The organism is Candidatus Paceibacterota bacterium, from assembly GCA_035452965.1.
Classification (GTDB): Bacteria; Verrucomicrobiota; Verrucomicrobiia; order Limisphaerales; family UBA8199; genus UBA8199.
The window spans coordinates 140368-157976 of the sequence record DAOTCE010000003.1 but is presented as its reverse complement, the minus strand read 5'-3'; the positions used below and the strand labels follow the sequence as shown (position 1 = coordinate 157976).

13 protein-coding genes are annotated in these 17609 nt (G+C 61.3%); 2 read left to right on the top strand and 11 right to left on the bottom strand.

The features are described 5' to 3' along the window. Positions 1-46: 46 nt before the first annotated feature. On the top strand, positions 47-1528 hold the full coding sequence (locus P5205_04530) for a BPL-N domain-containing protein (GenBank protein ID HSA09617.1): 1482 nt from the start codon (positions 47-49) through the stop codon (positions 1526-1528). Positions 1529-1535: 7 nt separating this feature from the next. Here the strand turns inward: P5205_04530 and P5205_04525 are convergent, their stop codons facing one another. Beyond that, positions 1536-2765: a family 10 glycosylhydrolase gene (locus tag P5205_04525; GenBank protein ID HSA09616.1), complete on the bottom strand. Its 1230-nt coding sequence runs from the start codon at positions 2763-2765 to the stop codon at positions 1536-1538. Between the two features lie 127 nt (positions 2766-2892). Here P5205_04525 and P5205_04520 point away from each other — a divergent pair, with 127 nt between their 5' ends. Next, complete coding sequence (locus P5205_04520; GenBank protein HSA09615.1) at positions 2893-4773, top strand: hypothetical protein; 1881 nt, start codon at positions 2893-2895, stop codon at positions 4771-4773. A gap of 4 nt (positions 4774-4777) precedes the next feature. On the opposite strand, the gene P5205_04515 is transcribed toward P5205_04520, so the two are convergent. From P5205_04515 to P5205_04470, 10 genes are all read right to left on the bottom strand, one after another. Beyond that, positions 4778-5401 (bottom strand): response regulator transcription factor, encoded by a 624-nt coding sequence (locus P5205_04515; protein ID HSA09614.1) that lies wholly within the window; start codon positions 5399-5401, stop codon positions 4778-4780. Between the two features lie 11 nt (positions 5402-5412). After that, complete coding sequence (locus P5205_04510) at positions 5413-8649, bottom strand: two-component regulator propeller domain-containing protein (GenBank protein HSA09613.1); 3237 nt, start codon at positions 8647-8649, stop codon at positions 5413-5415. A 537-nt stretch (positions 8650-9186) separates the two neighbouring features. After that, a complete protein-coding gene (locus tag P5205_04505; protein ID HSA09612.1) occupies positions 9187-10275 on the bottom strand; it encodes a PilT/PilU family type 4a pilus ATPase in 1089 nt (362 codons plus the stop codon). A gap of 507 nt (positions 10276-10782) precedes the next feature. Beyond that, on the bottom strand, positions 10783-11820 hold the full coding sequence (locus P5205_04500) for a beta-ketoacyl-ACP synthase III (protein HSA09611.1): 1038 nt from the start codon (positions 11818-11820) through the stop codon (positions 10783-10785). Between the two features lie 143 nt (positions 11821-11963). Further along, positions 11964-13013, bottom strand: coding sequence for a phosphate acyltransferase PlsX (gene plsX / locus P5205_04495; GenBank protein HSA09610.1), 1050 nt, complete (start codon positions 13011-13013; stop codon positions 11964-11966). A 53-nt stretch (positions 13014-13066) separates the two neighbouring features. Then, a complete protein-coding gene (gene rpmF / locus P5205_04490; protein HSA09609.1) occupies positions 13067-13255 on the bottom strand; it encodes a 50S ribosomal protein L32 in 189 nt (62 codons plus the stop codon). 6 nt (positions 13256-13261) lie between these two features. Beyond that, positions 13262-13750 carry a YceD family protein gene (locus P5205_04485; GenBank protein ID HSA09608.1) on the bottom strand — a complete coding sequence of 163 codons (489 nt, stop codon included), beginning with the start codon at positions 13748-13750 and terminating at the stop codon, positions 13262-13264. An 11-nt stretch (positions 13751-13761) separates the two neighbouring features. Continuing rightward, on the bottom strand, positions 13762-14250 hold the full coding sequence (gene coaD / locus P5205_04480) for a pantetheine-phosphate adenylyltransferase (protein HSA09607.1): 489 nt from the start codon (positions 14248-14250) through the stop codon (positions 13762-13764). 62 nt (positions 14251-14312) lie between these two features. Further along, entirely contained in the window at positions 14313-16658 is a 2346-nt protein-coding gene (locus P5205_04475; GenBank protein ID HSA09606.1) for an adenylate/guanylate cyclase domain-containing protein, read from the bottom strand. 91 nt (positions 16659-16749) lie between these two features. Next, positions 16750-17517, bottom strand: a complete 768-nt coding sequence (locus P5205_04470) for a FecR family protein (protein HSA09605.1) — start codon at positions 17515-17517, stop codon at positions 16750-16752. Positions 17518-17609: the final 92 nt, after the last annotated feature.

Here is a 17609-nt window from a genome sequence, read left to right as displayed (position 1 = left end):
CAAGTTGCGCCAGGGCCTCATTCTTTCTGTTACGACACTTGAGACCATGATGCGGCACCTATATTGCACACTGGGGCTGTTAATCGCAGCCACGGGATGGCGGGTCTGCGGCCAGGCGCCCGGCCTGAGCATTCAAGTGAATGCGGGTAGCGTGAACCTGTCCATCACCGGGGTACTGCACACCGCGTGCGCGGTCCAATGCACGCCCACCCTCGCGCGAACGGACTCCTGGCAAGTGCTCACCAACCTCGTGTTGGCAGCTAATCCTTGTGTGATGACCGATCCCTGTCTTCCGGCCACGGAGCAGCGATTCTATCGGGTGATGGTCACCCACCCCGCCTTGACTGTCACCGACGCGCAGTTGCAGGACATGTGCAGCCGCACGTGTGATCACCTCACGGCGCATAGCAAGATCCCGGAAACCATCACGGTCGGAGGCGCGAGCACCGATACGGTGACCGCGGCCGAACTTCATTATCTGATGGTGAAGTGGTTGGGCTACTACAAGACCCACGCCCAGACCCCGCCGGCCACCGTCACCATTACCGGGGGCACGCAACCGCCACCCGCTCCCGGCGGCTTGGACAGCGGCACCCTTTATCTGGCGAATATTCTCGCGGTCGCCGAAACGACTGCCGGCTTCATTGACACCAACCTCACGCTGCCGGACTTCTCAACGGTGGGCGCAGTCCAGTATGCCACTCGCGCGTTGTTCTCGGTCTTTGCGCGCACCATTAACTGGTACCAGGACCACAGCGCAACTATGCCGAACTACGCCACCGTGCGGGCGGTGACCGCGCCTGATTCCTGGCCCCAGGCCCCGCAGCCTGGGGGATTGAAGGTCGCCATCTTCACCGACCCCGATGGTGGATCCACCGATACTGGCTGCATTCAGGCCACCATCAGCATTCTCAGCGCCAATAGCGGGTTTGTCCCCTCCGCCATCACCGCCGCTTCCATCCGGGCCGGCGGCTTGACGAATTATGACGTGGTTATGTTCCCGGGTGGCGGCGGCACGGGGCAAGCCACAGCGCTGCAGCAAACCGGCTGCGCCAGGGTCGAGGAATTCGTCGCCAACGGCGGCGGTTGTATCGGCACCTGCGCCGGAGCCTATCTGATCGCGCTGGGCTATAACACGCAGACCGCGTGGCTGGAACTGGTGGATGCCGGGATCATTGATGTGGACCACTGGAACCGAGGGTCGGGCATGGCCGAGATCCGCATCGTCAACGATACCAACACGATCGTGGCGGGCTTCCCGGAAAACGTCACCGCCTACTACGCCAACGGGCCGCTTCTCGGGCCCGGTGGCTCCGCCATCCTGCCGGACTACGAGCAAGTCGCGGTCTTCGTGAGCGACTTTCATGACAACGGCGCCCCCCAGGGCATCATGCCGGGCACCACCTGCATGACCACCTCGACCTATCAACTCGGCCGCTGCGTGGTGTTCAGCTTCCATCCCGAGTTGACCGCTGGCCTCGAACAGATGGTTGTTCGCGGAGTCAGGTGGGCTGCCGGCGATCTCTAACCCGCGCTCAGGGCAGTTCCTTCCACAACCGCTCGGTCATGGTGCCATACTGGAAGAGGACAAACCCTTTGATGCCCTGTTCCCGAAGCACTTGAATATGCTGGCTCAGCTTCAGCGGGGACACCACTCTGGAGATCGGCGCCGACACGGAGTCGTCTCGCTCCTGCTTGTCGGGCGGGGTGGCCTTCGCCTCTGAGGCCCAGAGTCCGCTGTAGACCGGCCGGTGGGACTTTTGCTCGGCATTGCGCGCGATCTGCGCCACCCGCAGGGGACTGTTCCAGTAAGTCATCGGCAGGATATAATCCAACTGGCTGCCGGCGGTGGCGTAATTCTGGGCGTAATGGCAGCGAGCGTAGGCGTCATCCAACTCCCCACCCTCCGGCATAAACGACGCGGACAAGGCCAGCGTCGGTTTCGTGGTCTTGACGAGTTGCCGGACCTCGTTCACAGCGGTGTTGATATCCTCCTCCCGCATGCCCACCCAGCGAGTCACGTCGTGGTCGCCGGCCCGGTAGCGGTCGAAATAGTAACTGCTCTGCTTCCTGGGCGCGTAGAAGGTCTTATAGATGGCTTTCCGCACGTTCGCCATCGCGATGCCGTTGCTGGCGGCCAGCGACTGGTGCCGCGGGCAGAAGCAATAGCACATGTGTCCATACCGGATGTAGTCCAGGTGAATCCCATCCACCTCGTAACCGGCCAACACCTCCCGCACCAGGCCCTTGAAGTGGCTTCGATACCCCTGGCTGAGCGGGCAAATCGGAATACTGCTCTGGCTGTCCTTTTTGGAATAAGGCCCATCCCCCCAGGCATCCGGTTTGCCGACGTGACACATGGCGTCTTCCGGATGCTTCGTCCCCCAGTGATCGTCGCTATTGAATACAAACCAGGCATGGACCTCGATGCCTCGCTTGTGGCAAGCCGTCAGGATCTCCCTCAGGCAGTCTCTGCCTGATCGTTGCGAAGGGGCCAATTTGCTCGGATAGCACACCCGCCCGGAGTAGCCTTTCACCAGAAAGAACACCCGGTTGATTTGATGCTCGGCGAGATGTGCGGCAATCTGTTCGCCGCTCTCCTGCTGGAGGGCCGAACTCCACATCCACACCCCCCTGACTTCAGCGGGACCGGGAACCGCTTTCCGATTCTCCGGAGTGGAAGCTCCCCAAACTGTTACACATCCCAACACGGCTGCCAGGAGGAGCCAAACCGCCCTGCCGAACGAGTCTCTTGAAGAATTCACGATTTACGCCTCAACATAGCCCCGCCCCAAGCCTGCGCACATCCCCCAATTGAGTAGGTGACGGCACGCCCAAACCTGTTACGCTCGCCGAGAATAGTAATCTTAAGCGCCCCAGCGATTCTGACCGATGCAACGCAACCCCTCCACTCTCGCAGCTGCCCGCCGGCGGGCCGCCCGATGCTGGCGCCTGGCCCTCGGCACCAGCCTGCTGGTCGCCTGGAACACCCAGGCTGCGCTCTACTTGCAGGATGGCTTCAATTATCCTCCCGGGACCCTCGGCACCAACCTGCCCTGGACGTCTCCCACTAACTTGATCGCGGTAATCGAGGGCGGTCTGACCTATACCAATCTGGCGGACACCTCCCCTGCCGGACGCGCGGTCAGTGTGACGCAGGGCAGTTCCCCTTACGCCATCGTAACCTTGCGGCCTCTCGACACTACCGCCGCCGGCGGCAGCGTCTGGTTCTCCTTCCTCATTGATTTTTCCGCGGTTACTCTCAGTTCGTATGTCATGGGGCTGCTGCCGCCCAGTGTCGTGCTCCCTAACGGCCCGGCCTTCGATCCCTGCGACCTTTACGTCAGAAGCGCCACGGGCGGCTACAACCTGGGCGTTCGGGCCAAGAACGGCAGTACTACTGTCTTTGCCTCGCCGGTGCTCGCGCTGAACACAGTCCACTTGGTGGTATTGAAATACGAGTTCACTGCTGGCCGCGCCTCCCTCTACCTGAATCCCTCCCCGGGTGGCAGCGAGCCCGCCCTGGCGGACGCCTCCAGCACGGGCATCGCCGTCACCAGCCTGGACCGTCTCTACCTCCGGGTCAGCGGCCCGCTCGCCGGCTCTTTCGTCGCAGACGCCCTGCGTGTGGGGCCAACGTGGGAGGAAGTGACGCCAGTGGGCAACATCCCGCCCGCCACCCGGCTGGTGTTCACGGCGGCGCCCAGGGCTGGAACCGCAGGGGCCGCCATGACCAGCACGGCAGTCCAAATCCAGAATGACACGGGCTTCTTTGTTCCCTCCAACGGCGTGCCCATCACCGTCACGCTCAATACCGCCGCCTTCGCCAGCGGCACCACCACCGTGGCCAGCGACGCCTATGGGCGCGCGACCTTCGACGATCTGGTTGTGGCCCTCCCGGGGGCTTACACGCTCACCGCGTCCGCTTCGGACATCGGGGCGGGACTCGCGCCCGCGACCAGCGGCACCCTCACTGTCGGCTCGACCAACGTCACCGAACAGGGCCACGCGCTCTCGGCATTCCTCGACTCCCTGGAGGTCGAACGTTACTGGGACAACGGCAAGAGTGTAAACTGGCTAACGGGCGCCCCCGGTGGCAGCGGGCCGAACATGACCGTTGGCACCGCCAGCCACTGCAGCGCCTTTGCCGCCGCCGTGGCTTGCGTGCTGGACGTTTACCTCCTGCGCCAACCGGACGCCCTGGATCTCAACCTGGCGAACAACCAGGCGGTTTGGCTGGTGACCAACCAGAACAGCGGCTGGTACGCCATCCCCCGCGCCACCGACGCACAGCACCTCGCCAATGCCGGCGAGCTGGTGGTTGCCTCGTTAAAGGAAGCCGTTGGCTCCGGCCACATCGCCGTGCTGCGCCCCAGCGCCAAGTCGGACGCCGAAATCCTCACCAACGGCCCGCAGGAATGCCAGTCCGGTGTCCACAATTACAACAGCACGGATGTAAAGACTGGTTTCGCGCTGCACGATGACGCGCTGGATCGGGTTCTCTATTACGGCCACGCAGTGACCAGTCCGATTGGCCCGGTCAACCCCATCTTGGGTCCTGGCTGGCTTTCCAACGGCGTCTTCCGGATCGAGGCGGCCACGATCGTGGGCCGCCGCTACAAGCTGCGGTGCGCCCCGGATTTGGTTTCCTGGACCGACGCGCTGGCCTTTACCAACTCCAACAACAGTTCCAACTTCTGGTGCGCCACGCCGTTGTCGCATTCCCCCCCGGCGGGCGCGCCCCGCGGATTTTACCGCCTGCTGGCTCAGTAGCTCTCTATCCCAGGTACTTGATCACGGCCTCGGTTCGGGAGTGGACGTGCAGCTTATCGTAAATGTGCTTCAAGTGGTAGCGCACCGTGTCGTAGCTGACCGATAGCTTGTCGGCAATTTCCTTGGTGACGTAGCCCTTGGCCAGGCACTCCAGAATTTCCTCTTCCCGCCGGGTCAGTTTATCCTGCGGGTGCGACTCGGGTTTCTCTTTGTGGAAGGAGGCGATCACCCGCCGCGCGATCTCGCTGGTCATGGGCGCGCCGCCGCCATGCAACTCCTTGATGGATTCCAGGAGTTTGGCCGGCGCGCTCCGTTTCAGGAGGTAGCCGGTCGCCCCCGCCTTAAGGGCATTGAAGATCGCGTCGTTGTCCTCATACACCGTGAGCATCATCACCGGCACCCTTGGCAGCAACTTCTTGAGCGCGGCGGTGCAGGCGATGCCGCTCATTCCGGGCATCTGGATGTCCATCAGCACCACATCGGGCGGCGATTGCGGGATCGTGCGCAGGGCCTCCTCGCCCGAGGCGCACACGCAGGCGCAGCGAAACCCGGGCGCCCCGTCAATGTAGCGCGAAAGGTTGCGCCGGATTTCCGGGTTGTCCTCGACAAGGGCCACAGCAATGGACATACGTTGTCAATCTAGACGGTCGGTCCGCCGGTAGCATCCCCCAATTGAGTGGCGCGCAAGCTCTCCCCCCCCTCCACCGGGCCCGGCAGCGGCAGCTCCAGCGCGACGGTGGTGCCTTGCCCGGCGGCGCTGCGCACTTGCAAGCGCCCGCCGATCTCCTCCATTCGTTCCGCCATGTTCCGCAGCCCGTTCCTTGCGCTTTGATTTGCCTCCTGGTGGAAACCCCGACCGTTGTCCGCGACCGCGAGCGCCAGAACGCCGCCGCCGACCGCCATGCGCAACCGAATCTCGCTCGCTCCGGAATGGCGCACGGCATTGTTGAGCGCTTCCTTGGTCGCCAGAAACACGTTATGCCGGACTTCGGTGGTCAGCGGCACATCCGGCAGGTCCGGCGGCACGTCCAGCCGGCAGCGAATAGGCGTCGGCTCCAGAAATTCCTTCGCCAGGTTGCACAGGTAGGTCGCCAGGTGCCGCAGGGAATCGTTTTTGGGGTTCACGGCCCATACCGTCTCGTCGAGCTTCCGGGTCAGCTCCTCGGCCCGTGTCATCATCCGGGCGACCTGTTCACGCGCCTCGCCCGGCGGGGTGGACTCCCGCACGGCCAGCGCCCCCAAAAGGCTAATCTCCGTCAGGCTACTGCCCAGATCGTCGTGAATGTCACGTGCGATCCGTGTCCGCTCCCGCTCGGCTGCGTGGAGCTGCTCCACCAGCCGGAGATGGCGCTGGTGCCGCCGCCGGAGAGCCACCCCTACCCCCCAACCCACTGTGCCCCCGAACGTCACCAGGAACAAACTGAGGAACCACCAGGTCTGCCAGAGGAAGGGCAGCACCCGGAATGCGACCAGATCACCGGGCTGGCTCCAGATGCCTTCCCGATTGCGGGCCTGCACGCGAAACGTATAAGCGCCGTGCGGCAGGCGGGTGTAGCTGGCCTCGCGCCGGGCACCCGTGTCCACCCAGTCGGCATCCACACCCTCCAGCTTGTGGCGGAAACGCAACTGCTCCGGCGCCCCCAGGCTCACCCCGGCGCAATGAAACTCGAACCGGCGGCTGCCCGCCGGAAAACTCAAGGCCGGGCGCGAAGACCGGATCGCCGCCACTGTTGGTCGAGCGTTCCCGTTGCCCGATCGCCTCTCCGCGATGCGCCATCGCTCCGGCCCGAAGAGTTGACCGTCCACGAAAACCTCCTCCACGTACACGGGCGGCACCGGGCTGCCGGTGCTCGCGTCCACCGGGTCCACCACGACCACGCCTCCCATGGTCGGAAACCACAGCCGCCCGTCCCGCCCGCGGCAGCCGGCTGGTTGAAAGCCCCCTTTGCACTCCAGCGTGGGCAGGCCGTCTGACTTGCCATAGCCCACGGAGTGGATTTGGCTGATGGTGCCGTTGGCAAACTGGTTCAGTTCATTCTTGTTCACCCGGAAAACCCCCTGATGGGAACCCAGCCAGTACTGTCCCCGCCCATCGTCGGCAATGTGGCAAATCACGTCGTCCGCCAGCCCCTGTCGGGTGGCGCACGTCGCCACGTGCCCGTTCTTCAGCCTTGTCAAACCGCCTCCGAACGTGCCGATCCAGAGCGCGCCGTCGGCTTCCGGTTGCAAGGCCCAGATCAAGTCGCTGCTCAGTCCCTCCTCCCGCGAGTAGCGCTTGAACTTCCCTTCTTTCCAGCACAACAAGCCCTTGCCATCCGTGCCAATCCAGAGCGCGCCGCTTTCATCCTCCGCCATGACTCGCACATCAACTGGCACGAGCGACTTGGGCAGCGCGATGGTGCTCACCGCTCCATCGTGGACTCTGACCAGCTCGTCGGTGTCATGCCGGCCTACCCAGATGGCTCCTTGAGAATCCTCAAACAGGGATCGCACACGAGAGGTCTTCGCCGGGAAACCGCTCACTCTCTTAGCGGCTCCTTCTTTCCATTCGTAGAGCCCCCCTTGGCGGGTGCCCAACCAAATGTGTCCCCGGCGGTCCGCAAGGGCCACCATTACGTGCTGGGGCGTCACCACCGGTTCGTCTCTGGCAGGCCGGATCATGTCGTTTTGGAGCTGGTTAAGCCCGTAGCCGTCGGTGCCCACCCACAGGTCGCCGGTCGGCCCCTCGCTCACGCTGGTGATCCACTCCCATGAGAGCCCTTCCGCCAGGCCATACACCGTAAACAACGGTGCGCGCAGCCGGCTCAACCCGGCCCCTTCCGTACCAGCCCAGAGATTGCCCTCGGTGTCTTCGCACAGGACCCGCACGAAATCGCTGCTCAGACCATCTTGCTTGGTGAGCTGCAGCGGGCTCTGGTTGGTATCGCAACGGAACAGGCCTTGGCCCCAGGTGCCCAGCCAGAGCCGCCCGTTGCGATCCTCCAGGGCGCTCCGGATGGAGTCAACCGGCAGGCCCGGCCCTTGAACCGTCTTGAGCCACTGCCCATCCCGCCACAGCCGAACCTGGCCGCCGGTGCTGACCCACCATCCCCCACCCCGGCTGGGACAGTGAACCGCCAGCTCGCCCCGCTTGCCCTCCAGCGCCGGAACCAGCTCCGTTCCGTTCACGTGGTAAACCGCGGTGTCCGTCACTGCCAGGAGCCGGCCGCGAAGGTCCGCCCGCACTTGGAACGCCGTCTTGCCACTTGGGTCCCAATTCGTGGAGATCGTGGAGTATTTCCCATCGGCCAAGCGGGCAGCCTTGCCCTCTTCTGTCGAGAGCCAAAGCCCGTTGGCGTCGTCTTCGGCAACCTGACTAATGGCCGGGCGGGGACCCTGCGACTCGGGCAGGGCAAGGGCGCTGAACCGCCCGTTGTCAAACCTGATTGCCCCCCCCTCCTGCGTGGTCAGCCAGAATCCACCACGCCGGCTCGGAAAGAGAAATCGGATGCGCCCGCTCCCCAATGCCGGCGTGTTGCCCGCCTTGTAGATTCGGAAGCGCATTCCGTCGAACCGGGCCAGTCCGTCCAGGGTGCTGACCCAAAGGTAACCATCTGGCGTTTGGGCAAGGCCCGTCACCATGTTCTGCGGCAGACCGCGCTCGCTGGCCCAGCTCTCAATCAAATAGCCGTTCTGGCCGGAACTCTGCGCGACCGCTGACCCTGCGAGCGATGCGAGCAGCCCCGCCAGGAGCCAGACGCGGAGCCGAGCCGGCTGTCCGGTGCCGCTCCCCGCGACTTCGTTCGCATCGTCCGGACATGCGGACACGGAAACCTCCATTTGTCTGCCGCCCGCGTCGAGCGTATCCGAGTTGAATGGGCAGAACTGCCTGACCATAGCGGTAAGCTGAGTCCTCTGACTGCCCTAGTCAACCAGGTTTGGAGGCCTCTGTCGAAAGAACCACTTCTCGTTCAACTGCGTAATGGCGCAAATCCACCAACGTATTGCCTGCCCCTGGCGCAGAATCCAGCCTGGCGAGTACCGGTTAGAATGGTCTCACCTGGCGGATGGGCTCGAGACCTGCGCCGTAGGCCGGGCCCGTTTCCGGCCAAGCCCACCGACTGCCGCTCCAACTACCGGTTCCGCTCGTCCGCAAGGCCTTATGCACCCTGCGCCCAAGCCGGCTTCAGCGATGGCACGGCGCCAATCCGGCGGGACTACGGTGTGTATCCCATGGGGAGCGATCCCCATGGGATACACACTGGGATGTCACGGGTGTCACGGCATTGCCACACCGGCACTTCAGGTTGTGGAGGGCTAGGACGACAGTTGTGCTCGGGCACCACAGCTGTCCAGAAAATGGACACCGCTTCACTTCTCTCTGGTGCGGTGATTCGGTCCCGGAATAACGGACTGTGGTAGTGGATTGCGGTATTAACTCAGGATCCTCCGCCCTTCATCCAGGAAGATTCCTTTGAAGTTCATTTCCAACGCCTGCGGATTGGTGGCCTTATTCAGGGCTTCCTGTTCGCTGACCTTTCCCTGCTTCACAAGGTTGAACAACGCTTGATTGAAGTTGATCATCCCATCTTCGGTGCCGGTCTCAATGGCAGCAGCCAGCTTGTCGAGGCGGTTCTCCTCAATCAGCTTCCTGACCGTGGGTGTGTTGATCATGATCTCCAGGGCGGGCGTCATGCTGCCCGCCAACGTATTCACCATGCGCTGGCAGATCACCGCCTGCATAGTACCGGCGAGCTGGCGGCGAATCTGCTCGCGCTCGTCGGCCTTGAAGAAGTCGAGAATGCGGCTGATGGACTGGGAGGCATTGGTCGTGTGCAAGGTGGAGAGCACCAGATGGCCGGTGTCGGCTGCGCTCATGGCCGAGGTGAAGCTGATCGAATCACGCATTTCGCCGACCATGATAATATCCGGGTCCTGGCGCAGAACGTGTTTCAGCGCATGATGGAAGGAAAGGGTGTCCAGTCCGACCTCGCGCTGCTCGATCACGCATTGGTTGTCCTCAAATACGTATTCGATCGGGTCTTCCAGGGTAACGATGTGCTTCTTGAAATTGGCGTTGATGTGCTCAATCATTGCGGCCAGCGTGGTGGACTTGCCGCAGCCGGTGGAACCGGCCAGAAGAACAATGCCACGCGGGGATTCCGCGATCGTCCGGATCTGTTCAAGCAAACCCAGTTCCTCAAAACTGGGCACACGCGTCTTCACATAGCGCATCGCCAGGCACCATTGACCACGCTGCTGAAATAGATTGGTGCGAAACCGTCCGATGCCGGGCACGTAATAGGAAAAGTCCGCTTCTCGTTCCTGCTCCACGCGCTTGCGCAAATGAGCCGGCGTGATTTGCTGCACGACATTGTTCATCCATTCCTCAGTTGGGAACGGGCACTCGATTGCAATCAGTTGCCGGTTGATGCGGAAGATGACTGGAGTCCCGATCTTAAGATGAACGTCCGAGGAACCCCCATCAACAGCGGTTTTCAGAATGCGATGAAATATTTCCATATCCGGCAGGGTAACCAATGGAATTGAAAAACCAACAGTGAAAAGTTGGAAGCCTTACTTCGCCAGCCCCCGCTGCCGCGCGCAGCCCCCTCCCCCACGGTAATTCCACTAGTACTCCAGAGACGCGTGGGCCATCGCGCTCAGGCGCGCCTGTGCCTGCCTCGATAAACCAGTCAGAACCATTGAGATGTGAAAGCCGGTGTGTTTGCTGCCGGTGCAGGAAATAACAACCCCCGTGCAGTGAACCCTGCCTCCGTCGCCAGGCGATTGGAGTGTCATGGTCATTTCCGTCCACTCCGAGAATGGTGTGGCGCTGCGAAACTCTATGCCGCCCTTGTGGATAACTACCGAATTGGGTGAGAGAGACAAGCGGGTCTGCCGCGCTTCAACAGTAATTTGATCCAGTGAGCCGGCACCTGCAATTCTTCTCGCACTCATACAACTGTATCAGGATAACATGGCCCCAAAAATCGTCAAATTAGCCCCGTAAACCGTGACTATAAGTCTCTACCATTCAATAACTGCCGCGCCCCATGTAAGGCCCGCGCCGAACACAATTATCAGGATTAAGTCGCCCCGTTGCACACGTCCCGTTGCCACCGCTTCGTCCAAGGCGATGGCCACTGAAGCCGCAGAAGTGTTCCCATACTTGTGGAGATTGATGAAGAGCTGTTCCGGCTTGGCCCCGATGCGGTCGGCCACGGCATCAATAATCCGGCGGTTGGCCTGGTGCGGGATGATGCACTTGATGCGCGAGATGTCGATCTCACAGCGGCGCAGCACCTCCACTGCGGCCGTCTGCATCGCTTGCACTGCGCACTTGAAAGTCTCCTTCCCCTCCATTCGGAGGTAATGCATCCGGGCGGCAACTGATTCCTGAGTCGCGGGGCAACGACTGCCGCCGCCCGCCATAAAAAGCAAGTCCGACTTCCTCCCGTCGGCCCCCATCACCGCAGTGAGCAAACCGTGCGCGTTGGGGCGATTCTGTAGAATAGCGGCGCCCGCGCCATCGCCGAACAGCACGCAAGTGTTGCGATCCTTCCAGTCAACAATTGATGAGAGTTTCTCCGCGCCCACCACCAACACCGTGTCGTAGGTGCGCGACATGATAAACTGTTGCGCGATCTCCAGCCCGTAGATGAAGCCCGAACACGCTGCTTCCAGGTCGAAGCCGGCGGCCCGGTGAGCGCCAATCTTCTTCTGTATCATGCAGGCGGTTGACGGGAAGGGCATGTCAGGCGTAATGGTCGCTACGATGATCAGATCAATCTGCTCCGCGCTGACTCCCGCCTGATGCATGGCCCGTAAAGCAGCCTGCGCGCCGAGGTCGGAAGTAAACTCGTTCTTTGCAGCGATCCGGCGTTCTTTTATGCCCGTGCGCGTCGTGATCCACTCGTCGGATGTATCCACCAGTTTTTCCAGTTCCGCATTGGTAAGCACTTTGGCGGGCACGTAGGAGCCCACTCCGCTGATGGAGCAGGTTCGGCCCTGGAAATTGAATTTGGCCCGCGGGTTTTTGAATTTAGGCGTGTGTGATAGACTCATTTTGGCAACTGGCATCGTTTGAGCAATTCTAAGGGGCCGGCGGGCGTGATCAGCCAGGGCCGGCAGAAATAGTGGCGCGCGCTCAAATCGCCCGCCTCCAGGCGCTGGCTCCAGATCGTCTCCGCTGGTCTGGCATAGGAAGGCTAGTTTGGTGACAGCAAAGCCACGCTCGCTGTTTCGTCCGCGGCCAGCCGCTCATTCGCGCGCACTATTTCGCGGGCGATGATCTGGTTCACTTGATGATGAACGTTTTCGGCGGTGACATGGATGGCATTGGCGATCGCGCGTTCGCGGGCTGATCCGTGAGCTTTCATAACTGTGCCATTGAAACCCAACAGCGGGGCGCCGCCAAACCCTTCCGGATCCATGCGACGTTTGATGGTGCGGAAAGCATTTTGAGCCAGCAAGGCGCCGAGTTGGCGCCGGGGGTTCGCCTTCAATTCTCGTTTGAGCATTGAGAACATCGCCATCGCCAGGCTCTCGCACGTCTTTAGCACGATATTGCCAACGAATCCGTCGCAGATGACCACGTCTACTCGATTCTTGAACAAGTCATGGCCCTCCACGTTGCCGATGAAATTCAAGTCCAGCAGCCGGCACAGTTTGAACGCCTCCAACGTCAATTCGTTGCCTTTGCTATCTTCCGTGCCAATGCTCAGAATGCCGACCCTTGGGTTCTTATAGCCAAGAATCTCCCGCGAGTAGATGCTGCCCATCACAGCGAACTGGGCCAGGTGCAGGGGTTTGCACTCTATGTTAGCTCCGGAATCGAGCAGGACGAAATCGTGATCCGGAGTGGGAATGACAGTGGCGATGCCGCCCCGGTCAACGCCGGCGATTCGGCCCAGCTTGAAGGTCGCGGCGGCGAAGATGCCACCCGTGTTGCCCGGAGAAATCACGGCGTCAACTTTGCCCTCGCGCACCAGTTCCATTGCGCGGGCGATCGAGCAATCTCTCTTCCGCCTCAGGGCTGCGGCCGGCTTTTCGGCCATCGTCAGAACTTCGCTGGCATGGACCACCCGCACACGATGGTCACGAAACCCGCGCCGCGGCAAGGCGGCGTGGATTTCGCTTCGGTTGCCGACCAGGTAAAGCGCTATGATCCTCGAGTCAGCCTGCAGCGCGCGCTTGGCCCCCTCGATGACCACTCCGCAACCATGGTCGCCACCCATGACGTCCACTGCGATTCGCATAAAGGGGACCGGAAGCAGTAGGAATCCCGCTTTGCGCCTTTAGCGTGTCAGGTTCAGGTCCCGGCAGTCACCGTAATCACTTGGCGCCCCTTGTAATAGCCGCAAGCGGGACATACTCGATGCGGCACGTATGGCGCAGCGCATTGCGGACAGGTGCCAAGTTGCGGCAGCGTCAGCGCGCTGTTGTACGCGCGGCGCATGCGTTGGCGGCTTCGTGACGGTTTTCGTTTGGGAACACCCATAATTCTCTAGAGTTTCAATTTGTTCAGCTCGGCCCAGGTTGACCGATCCACTTCGGTCTTGCCGGTGCCGCTAATGCGTTTTGACTTACTAATTGACGTTGCTGGCAACCCGTTACATCCCGGGTTACATAGCGGATGTCGCGGAAATTCAAGGAGAATATCTTCCCGGACGGAGGGCGTCAAGTCCACGCAGTCGTTAGTCACCGCCACGCGATCTTCCCCTTGCAGCGGCAAATGGCAGGTCCAGTCGTCCAGCTCCAGGTGGTATTGGAATTGTTTGAGACACCGGACGCACTGGCATTCCAGAATCAGCCGCAAACGGCCCTGCACCAGGAGCCCCTTGTCCAACTTCTGCACCTCCAGGTCATGCTCGAGCGGGCAGGCCAGCCGAATCACCTCATCACGGGTGTCAATATCCAGCTCCGCCACAGGCAACTCACCCCGGAGGCGGGCGTTGTGCGCCTCTAAATGGCGAAGATTGACGATCAACGGCATACAAACTCTGATTAAGCCGGCTTCTGGCGGAACTTGCCGGCCAAGGCTGCCCGCACATGCGCCGGCACAAAGGCACTAACGTCTCCTCCCAGTTGCGCCATCTCCTTCACAATCCGCGAACTGAGGAAGGTGTAGGTGTCCTTAGGCATCATGAATATCGTTTCGATTCGTTCGTTCAACCTACGATTCATCAAGGCCAGCTGAAATTCAAATTCAAAGTCCGACACCGCCCGCAAGCCTCGGACCACCGCCTGGGCGGAGCGACGTTCTACGTAGGTCACCAGCAATCCTTCGAACGAGTCGGCCTCCACGTTTGGCAAGTGCCGGATCGCGCGCGCAACCATCTGCACGCGCTCCTCCAGCGAGAAGAGTGGATGCTTGCTTTCGCTCTTGGCCACCGCCACAATCACCCGGTCGAACAACTTGGTTGCCCGTTGCAGGACATCCAGATGACCGTTGGTAATGGGATCAAAACTTCCCGGATAGATTGCCGTACGCATCCTGCATAGCCTGCCAGAAACTCAACGGATAGCGAGCAGGAAAAAGAACCAGCGCCTGGTGCTCACCCGCCCCCTGGTTGAATAAAACCGGTGGAAGAGGTCGTATCGGCTGGCGCTGCGTTAAAAGAACCCTCTTCCGGGGGCGGCACACCTTGCGGACGCCAGAGAACTTCATAGACCTTCACCGCCGCGCGGAAGCCTTTGAGTTCTCGCGGTGGCAGTTCGACGCAGGTCGCGGCCAAAGCGGGGTCATCGCGCCGCAGGTGTTCATAAGTGGTCTGCCCAATGAAGATGCGCCCCCGCCCCGACGCGCTTTCGAGACGGCTGGCCAGATTGACCTCCCGGCCGAAAACCGTGTAGTTCTGCATCTCGGCGGCAGAGCCCATCAATCCGACAGTCGCCATCCCCGTGTTGATGCCGCTGCCCAAAAGCAGTATCGGCAGCAGGGGCTTCTGAGGCAGCCCGGCCGAGGCGAGGGCCATGTTTTCGGATTCGCGTTTCCGGTTTTCCGCCGATCGTTGCTGGTTCAACTGGTAGATCGCCCGTTGCCCTTCGATGGCCGCGCGCACACACGCCAGCGCGTGTTTTGAACTGGGCGTCGGGGCGCCCCAAAACGCCATGACGCAGTCGCCAATGAACTTGTCCAAGGTCCCGTCGTGTTTAATGACCGTGTCAGCCACCACGCCCAGGTACAGATTGATCGTGCCAAGTGTTTCCTTGGCCTGTTCGTCGAAGCAGGCTTCGGCCTCCGCGCCGGTCAAGTTGTTCTCCCGCACGTATTCGGCAATCCGCTCCTGGCTTGAGTCGGTCAATTCCGTGAATCCACGCACGTCGGCAAAGAACACAGTGATTTCGCGCCGCGCGCCGACGAGCGAAAGTGTCTCGGCGTCGAGCAGTTCATTCACGATCTTGGGAGAAACGATCTTCGAGAAGATGGACTTCACCCGCCGGCGTTCGGCCTGCTCGAATACCACCCGCCAGGTAACAATGCCCAGATGCGTCAGAAGGAGAGAACCGGCCACGGGAAACACCAGCGGCAGCCAAAACCGGGCCTGCACATAGACGACAAAGCTCAACGCGATGTAAACCACCGCTACGGAGGCCACCAGCACTGAGGCAACCAGAACGCGCAGCCGCCAGGCGAGCAATGCGGCCACGATGCCGAACAATCCAACCAGTCCCAACTCGACTCCCATTGACGCCCGCCGGATGAATCGCCCGACGATGATCGAATTTGCCACATTCCAATGCTGGCTGACCAGCAGGGTGTGCTCCCGCAGCGGCGTTGCCCCCTGATCAGTCAAGTTGTTCCCCGTCGCGCTCGATCCGACCACGATTAACTTGCCTTGCCACAGGCTCTTCAGATCAGTCGTGCGGCCCTCCAGGCGCAGGCGATCCTGCCACAGGATGCTATGGATCGCCTCCTGCGTGAGCTGCGGATGGTTGGGCGGCAAAGCCCAGTCAATATAGAAGTAGCCCTTTCCGTCAACCGGGACGACGCGTGAGACACCGCCAGCGCCTTGCAGCGTGATCTTTCCACCTGCGAGGTCAACCTCAGCCTTGTCCAGGTCAAGGCCCAGCTCCTGGGCGGCCAGCACGATACCCATGTGCCAATGGCGCCCTTCTGTGAATGGCTTTGCCTTTGGCGCTACGCCCGGCGGGAGTTTCTCCCCGCCGAAATCGGTCAGGTCAAAATTGCCATCCTCATCGAGCGGCACGATGATATCGTCGCCATTACGACGACACAGCACCACTCGGCCGGGTTCCACCCGCGCCCGGCGCAGATCCACTCCGAAACCCGGAGCCGCCTCGACCTGCCGAAAAGCGAAATGCCACTTCCGATAGGGGCGAAACGCCTGTGCTCGCCGTAACACGCCGTCGGGCGAGTCCTTCTGCGTTGAGATGTCGCCCAAGGCCAGCGCGTTGGTCAGGAACAGCGCTGGCGGAGTGAGGTCGGCGGGAACCGCGAGAATGACGTTGCGCGCGCGCTGCATTTGGAGAGCGAGGAAGGCGTCCGAATCCAAAAGCCTGCCGTCCGCCATTTGAACCGGCATATCGTCGGGACGCAGTTCGCCGAAGATGAGATCCAAGGCAATTGCCCGGGCGCCTTGGGCCGCGAGTTCCTCGATTAGCCGACCGTAAACCTGCCGCGGCCATGGGAAGTCACATTGATAGCCGGGCACCTGGTTGGTCCGCATAAAGGCAGCGCTGGCATCCTCAATTGCCACGAAACCAAGGTTCGTCGCGGTGGTGGGCGCGTGCTTGAAGGCTTGCCGCACGCGCATGTCGTAGGTCATGCGCTCGAGGCCCTCGAAGAAACCCAACTGGCACCAGCGCAGGCTGCCGACCAGGACGATGATGCCGAACGCGATCAACGCAGGGATGGGTGTGACGGGCTTCCGCTTCACTGCGCTGAATTAAACAAAAAACCAGAGCAACACAAGGCTGCTCTGGTTTGGCAGATTGAGCGGGCCGGCAACCGCCGGCTCTTTTCGCCTGCTAGTGCGGCGAGACGTAGTCGATGGTCTTGTCGTTAGAGATCGGCGTAATTGGCGGAATAATCCCCGCAGGCAGCTGTCTCATCATGCGCTGCATGCCCGACTTGTCTGGGTCTGACAAGGGCTTCAGCACGTTCTTCGGGGCGTCAAATTCCTGGAGGCCCATGATGAGCTGCGTCGTTACCGTCCCATCGGGGGCAACGTGCGCCAGCACGACTGAACCGGACAGAACCTTTACGATTCCTTCCGCACTGATGTCGTAAACGGTTCCGCGAATGCCGGCCACGCCATTGGGAATCTTCACCTCATACTTCGAGGCAGCGGACATCTTCTTCACCATTCCGAAGATATGGCCGGCTCGCAAGTCCAGTTGCGTCTCGCTGACCACATCCGCCCCGGTCTTGGTCTCCGTCAGCTTGTCGATGCCCAGCAAGGTATTCTCCCAGATACGGACCAGGTTCTGCTCGACTGCGGGTTGGTAGGCCAAGGCTTCGTTGGCGACCGGCCGGGCCACCGGCGGCGAGCCGTCTCCCAAGGCGATGTCGCAGCGGGACTTGTCCGCAGTCTGAATGAGCATGCCGGGTTTGACGACATCTCCGGCTTTGAGCTGCTGCCAGTCGCTGCCGCCGTTCTTGTAGCGGGCCGCGCCTTTAAGGCGAACGACCTTCGCCACACCTTGAGTCACCGGTTGAGCCGACAACGTGGAAACCATCGCGAGCGCGAGCCCGCAGACTGCCAACCTCTTTAGTAAATTTCGAGTTTCTTTCATATTTGCTCCTAGACAGTGCACTACACAGTTTCGCTGTAATTTTAGGTTCCACGGGCCTATTGTCAACGGAATATTTGCATTCTTTTTCGGCA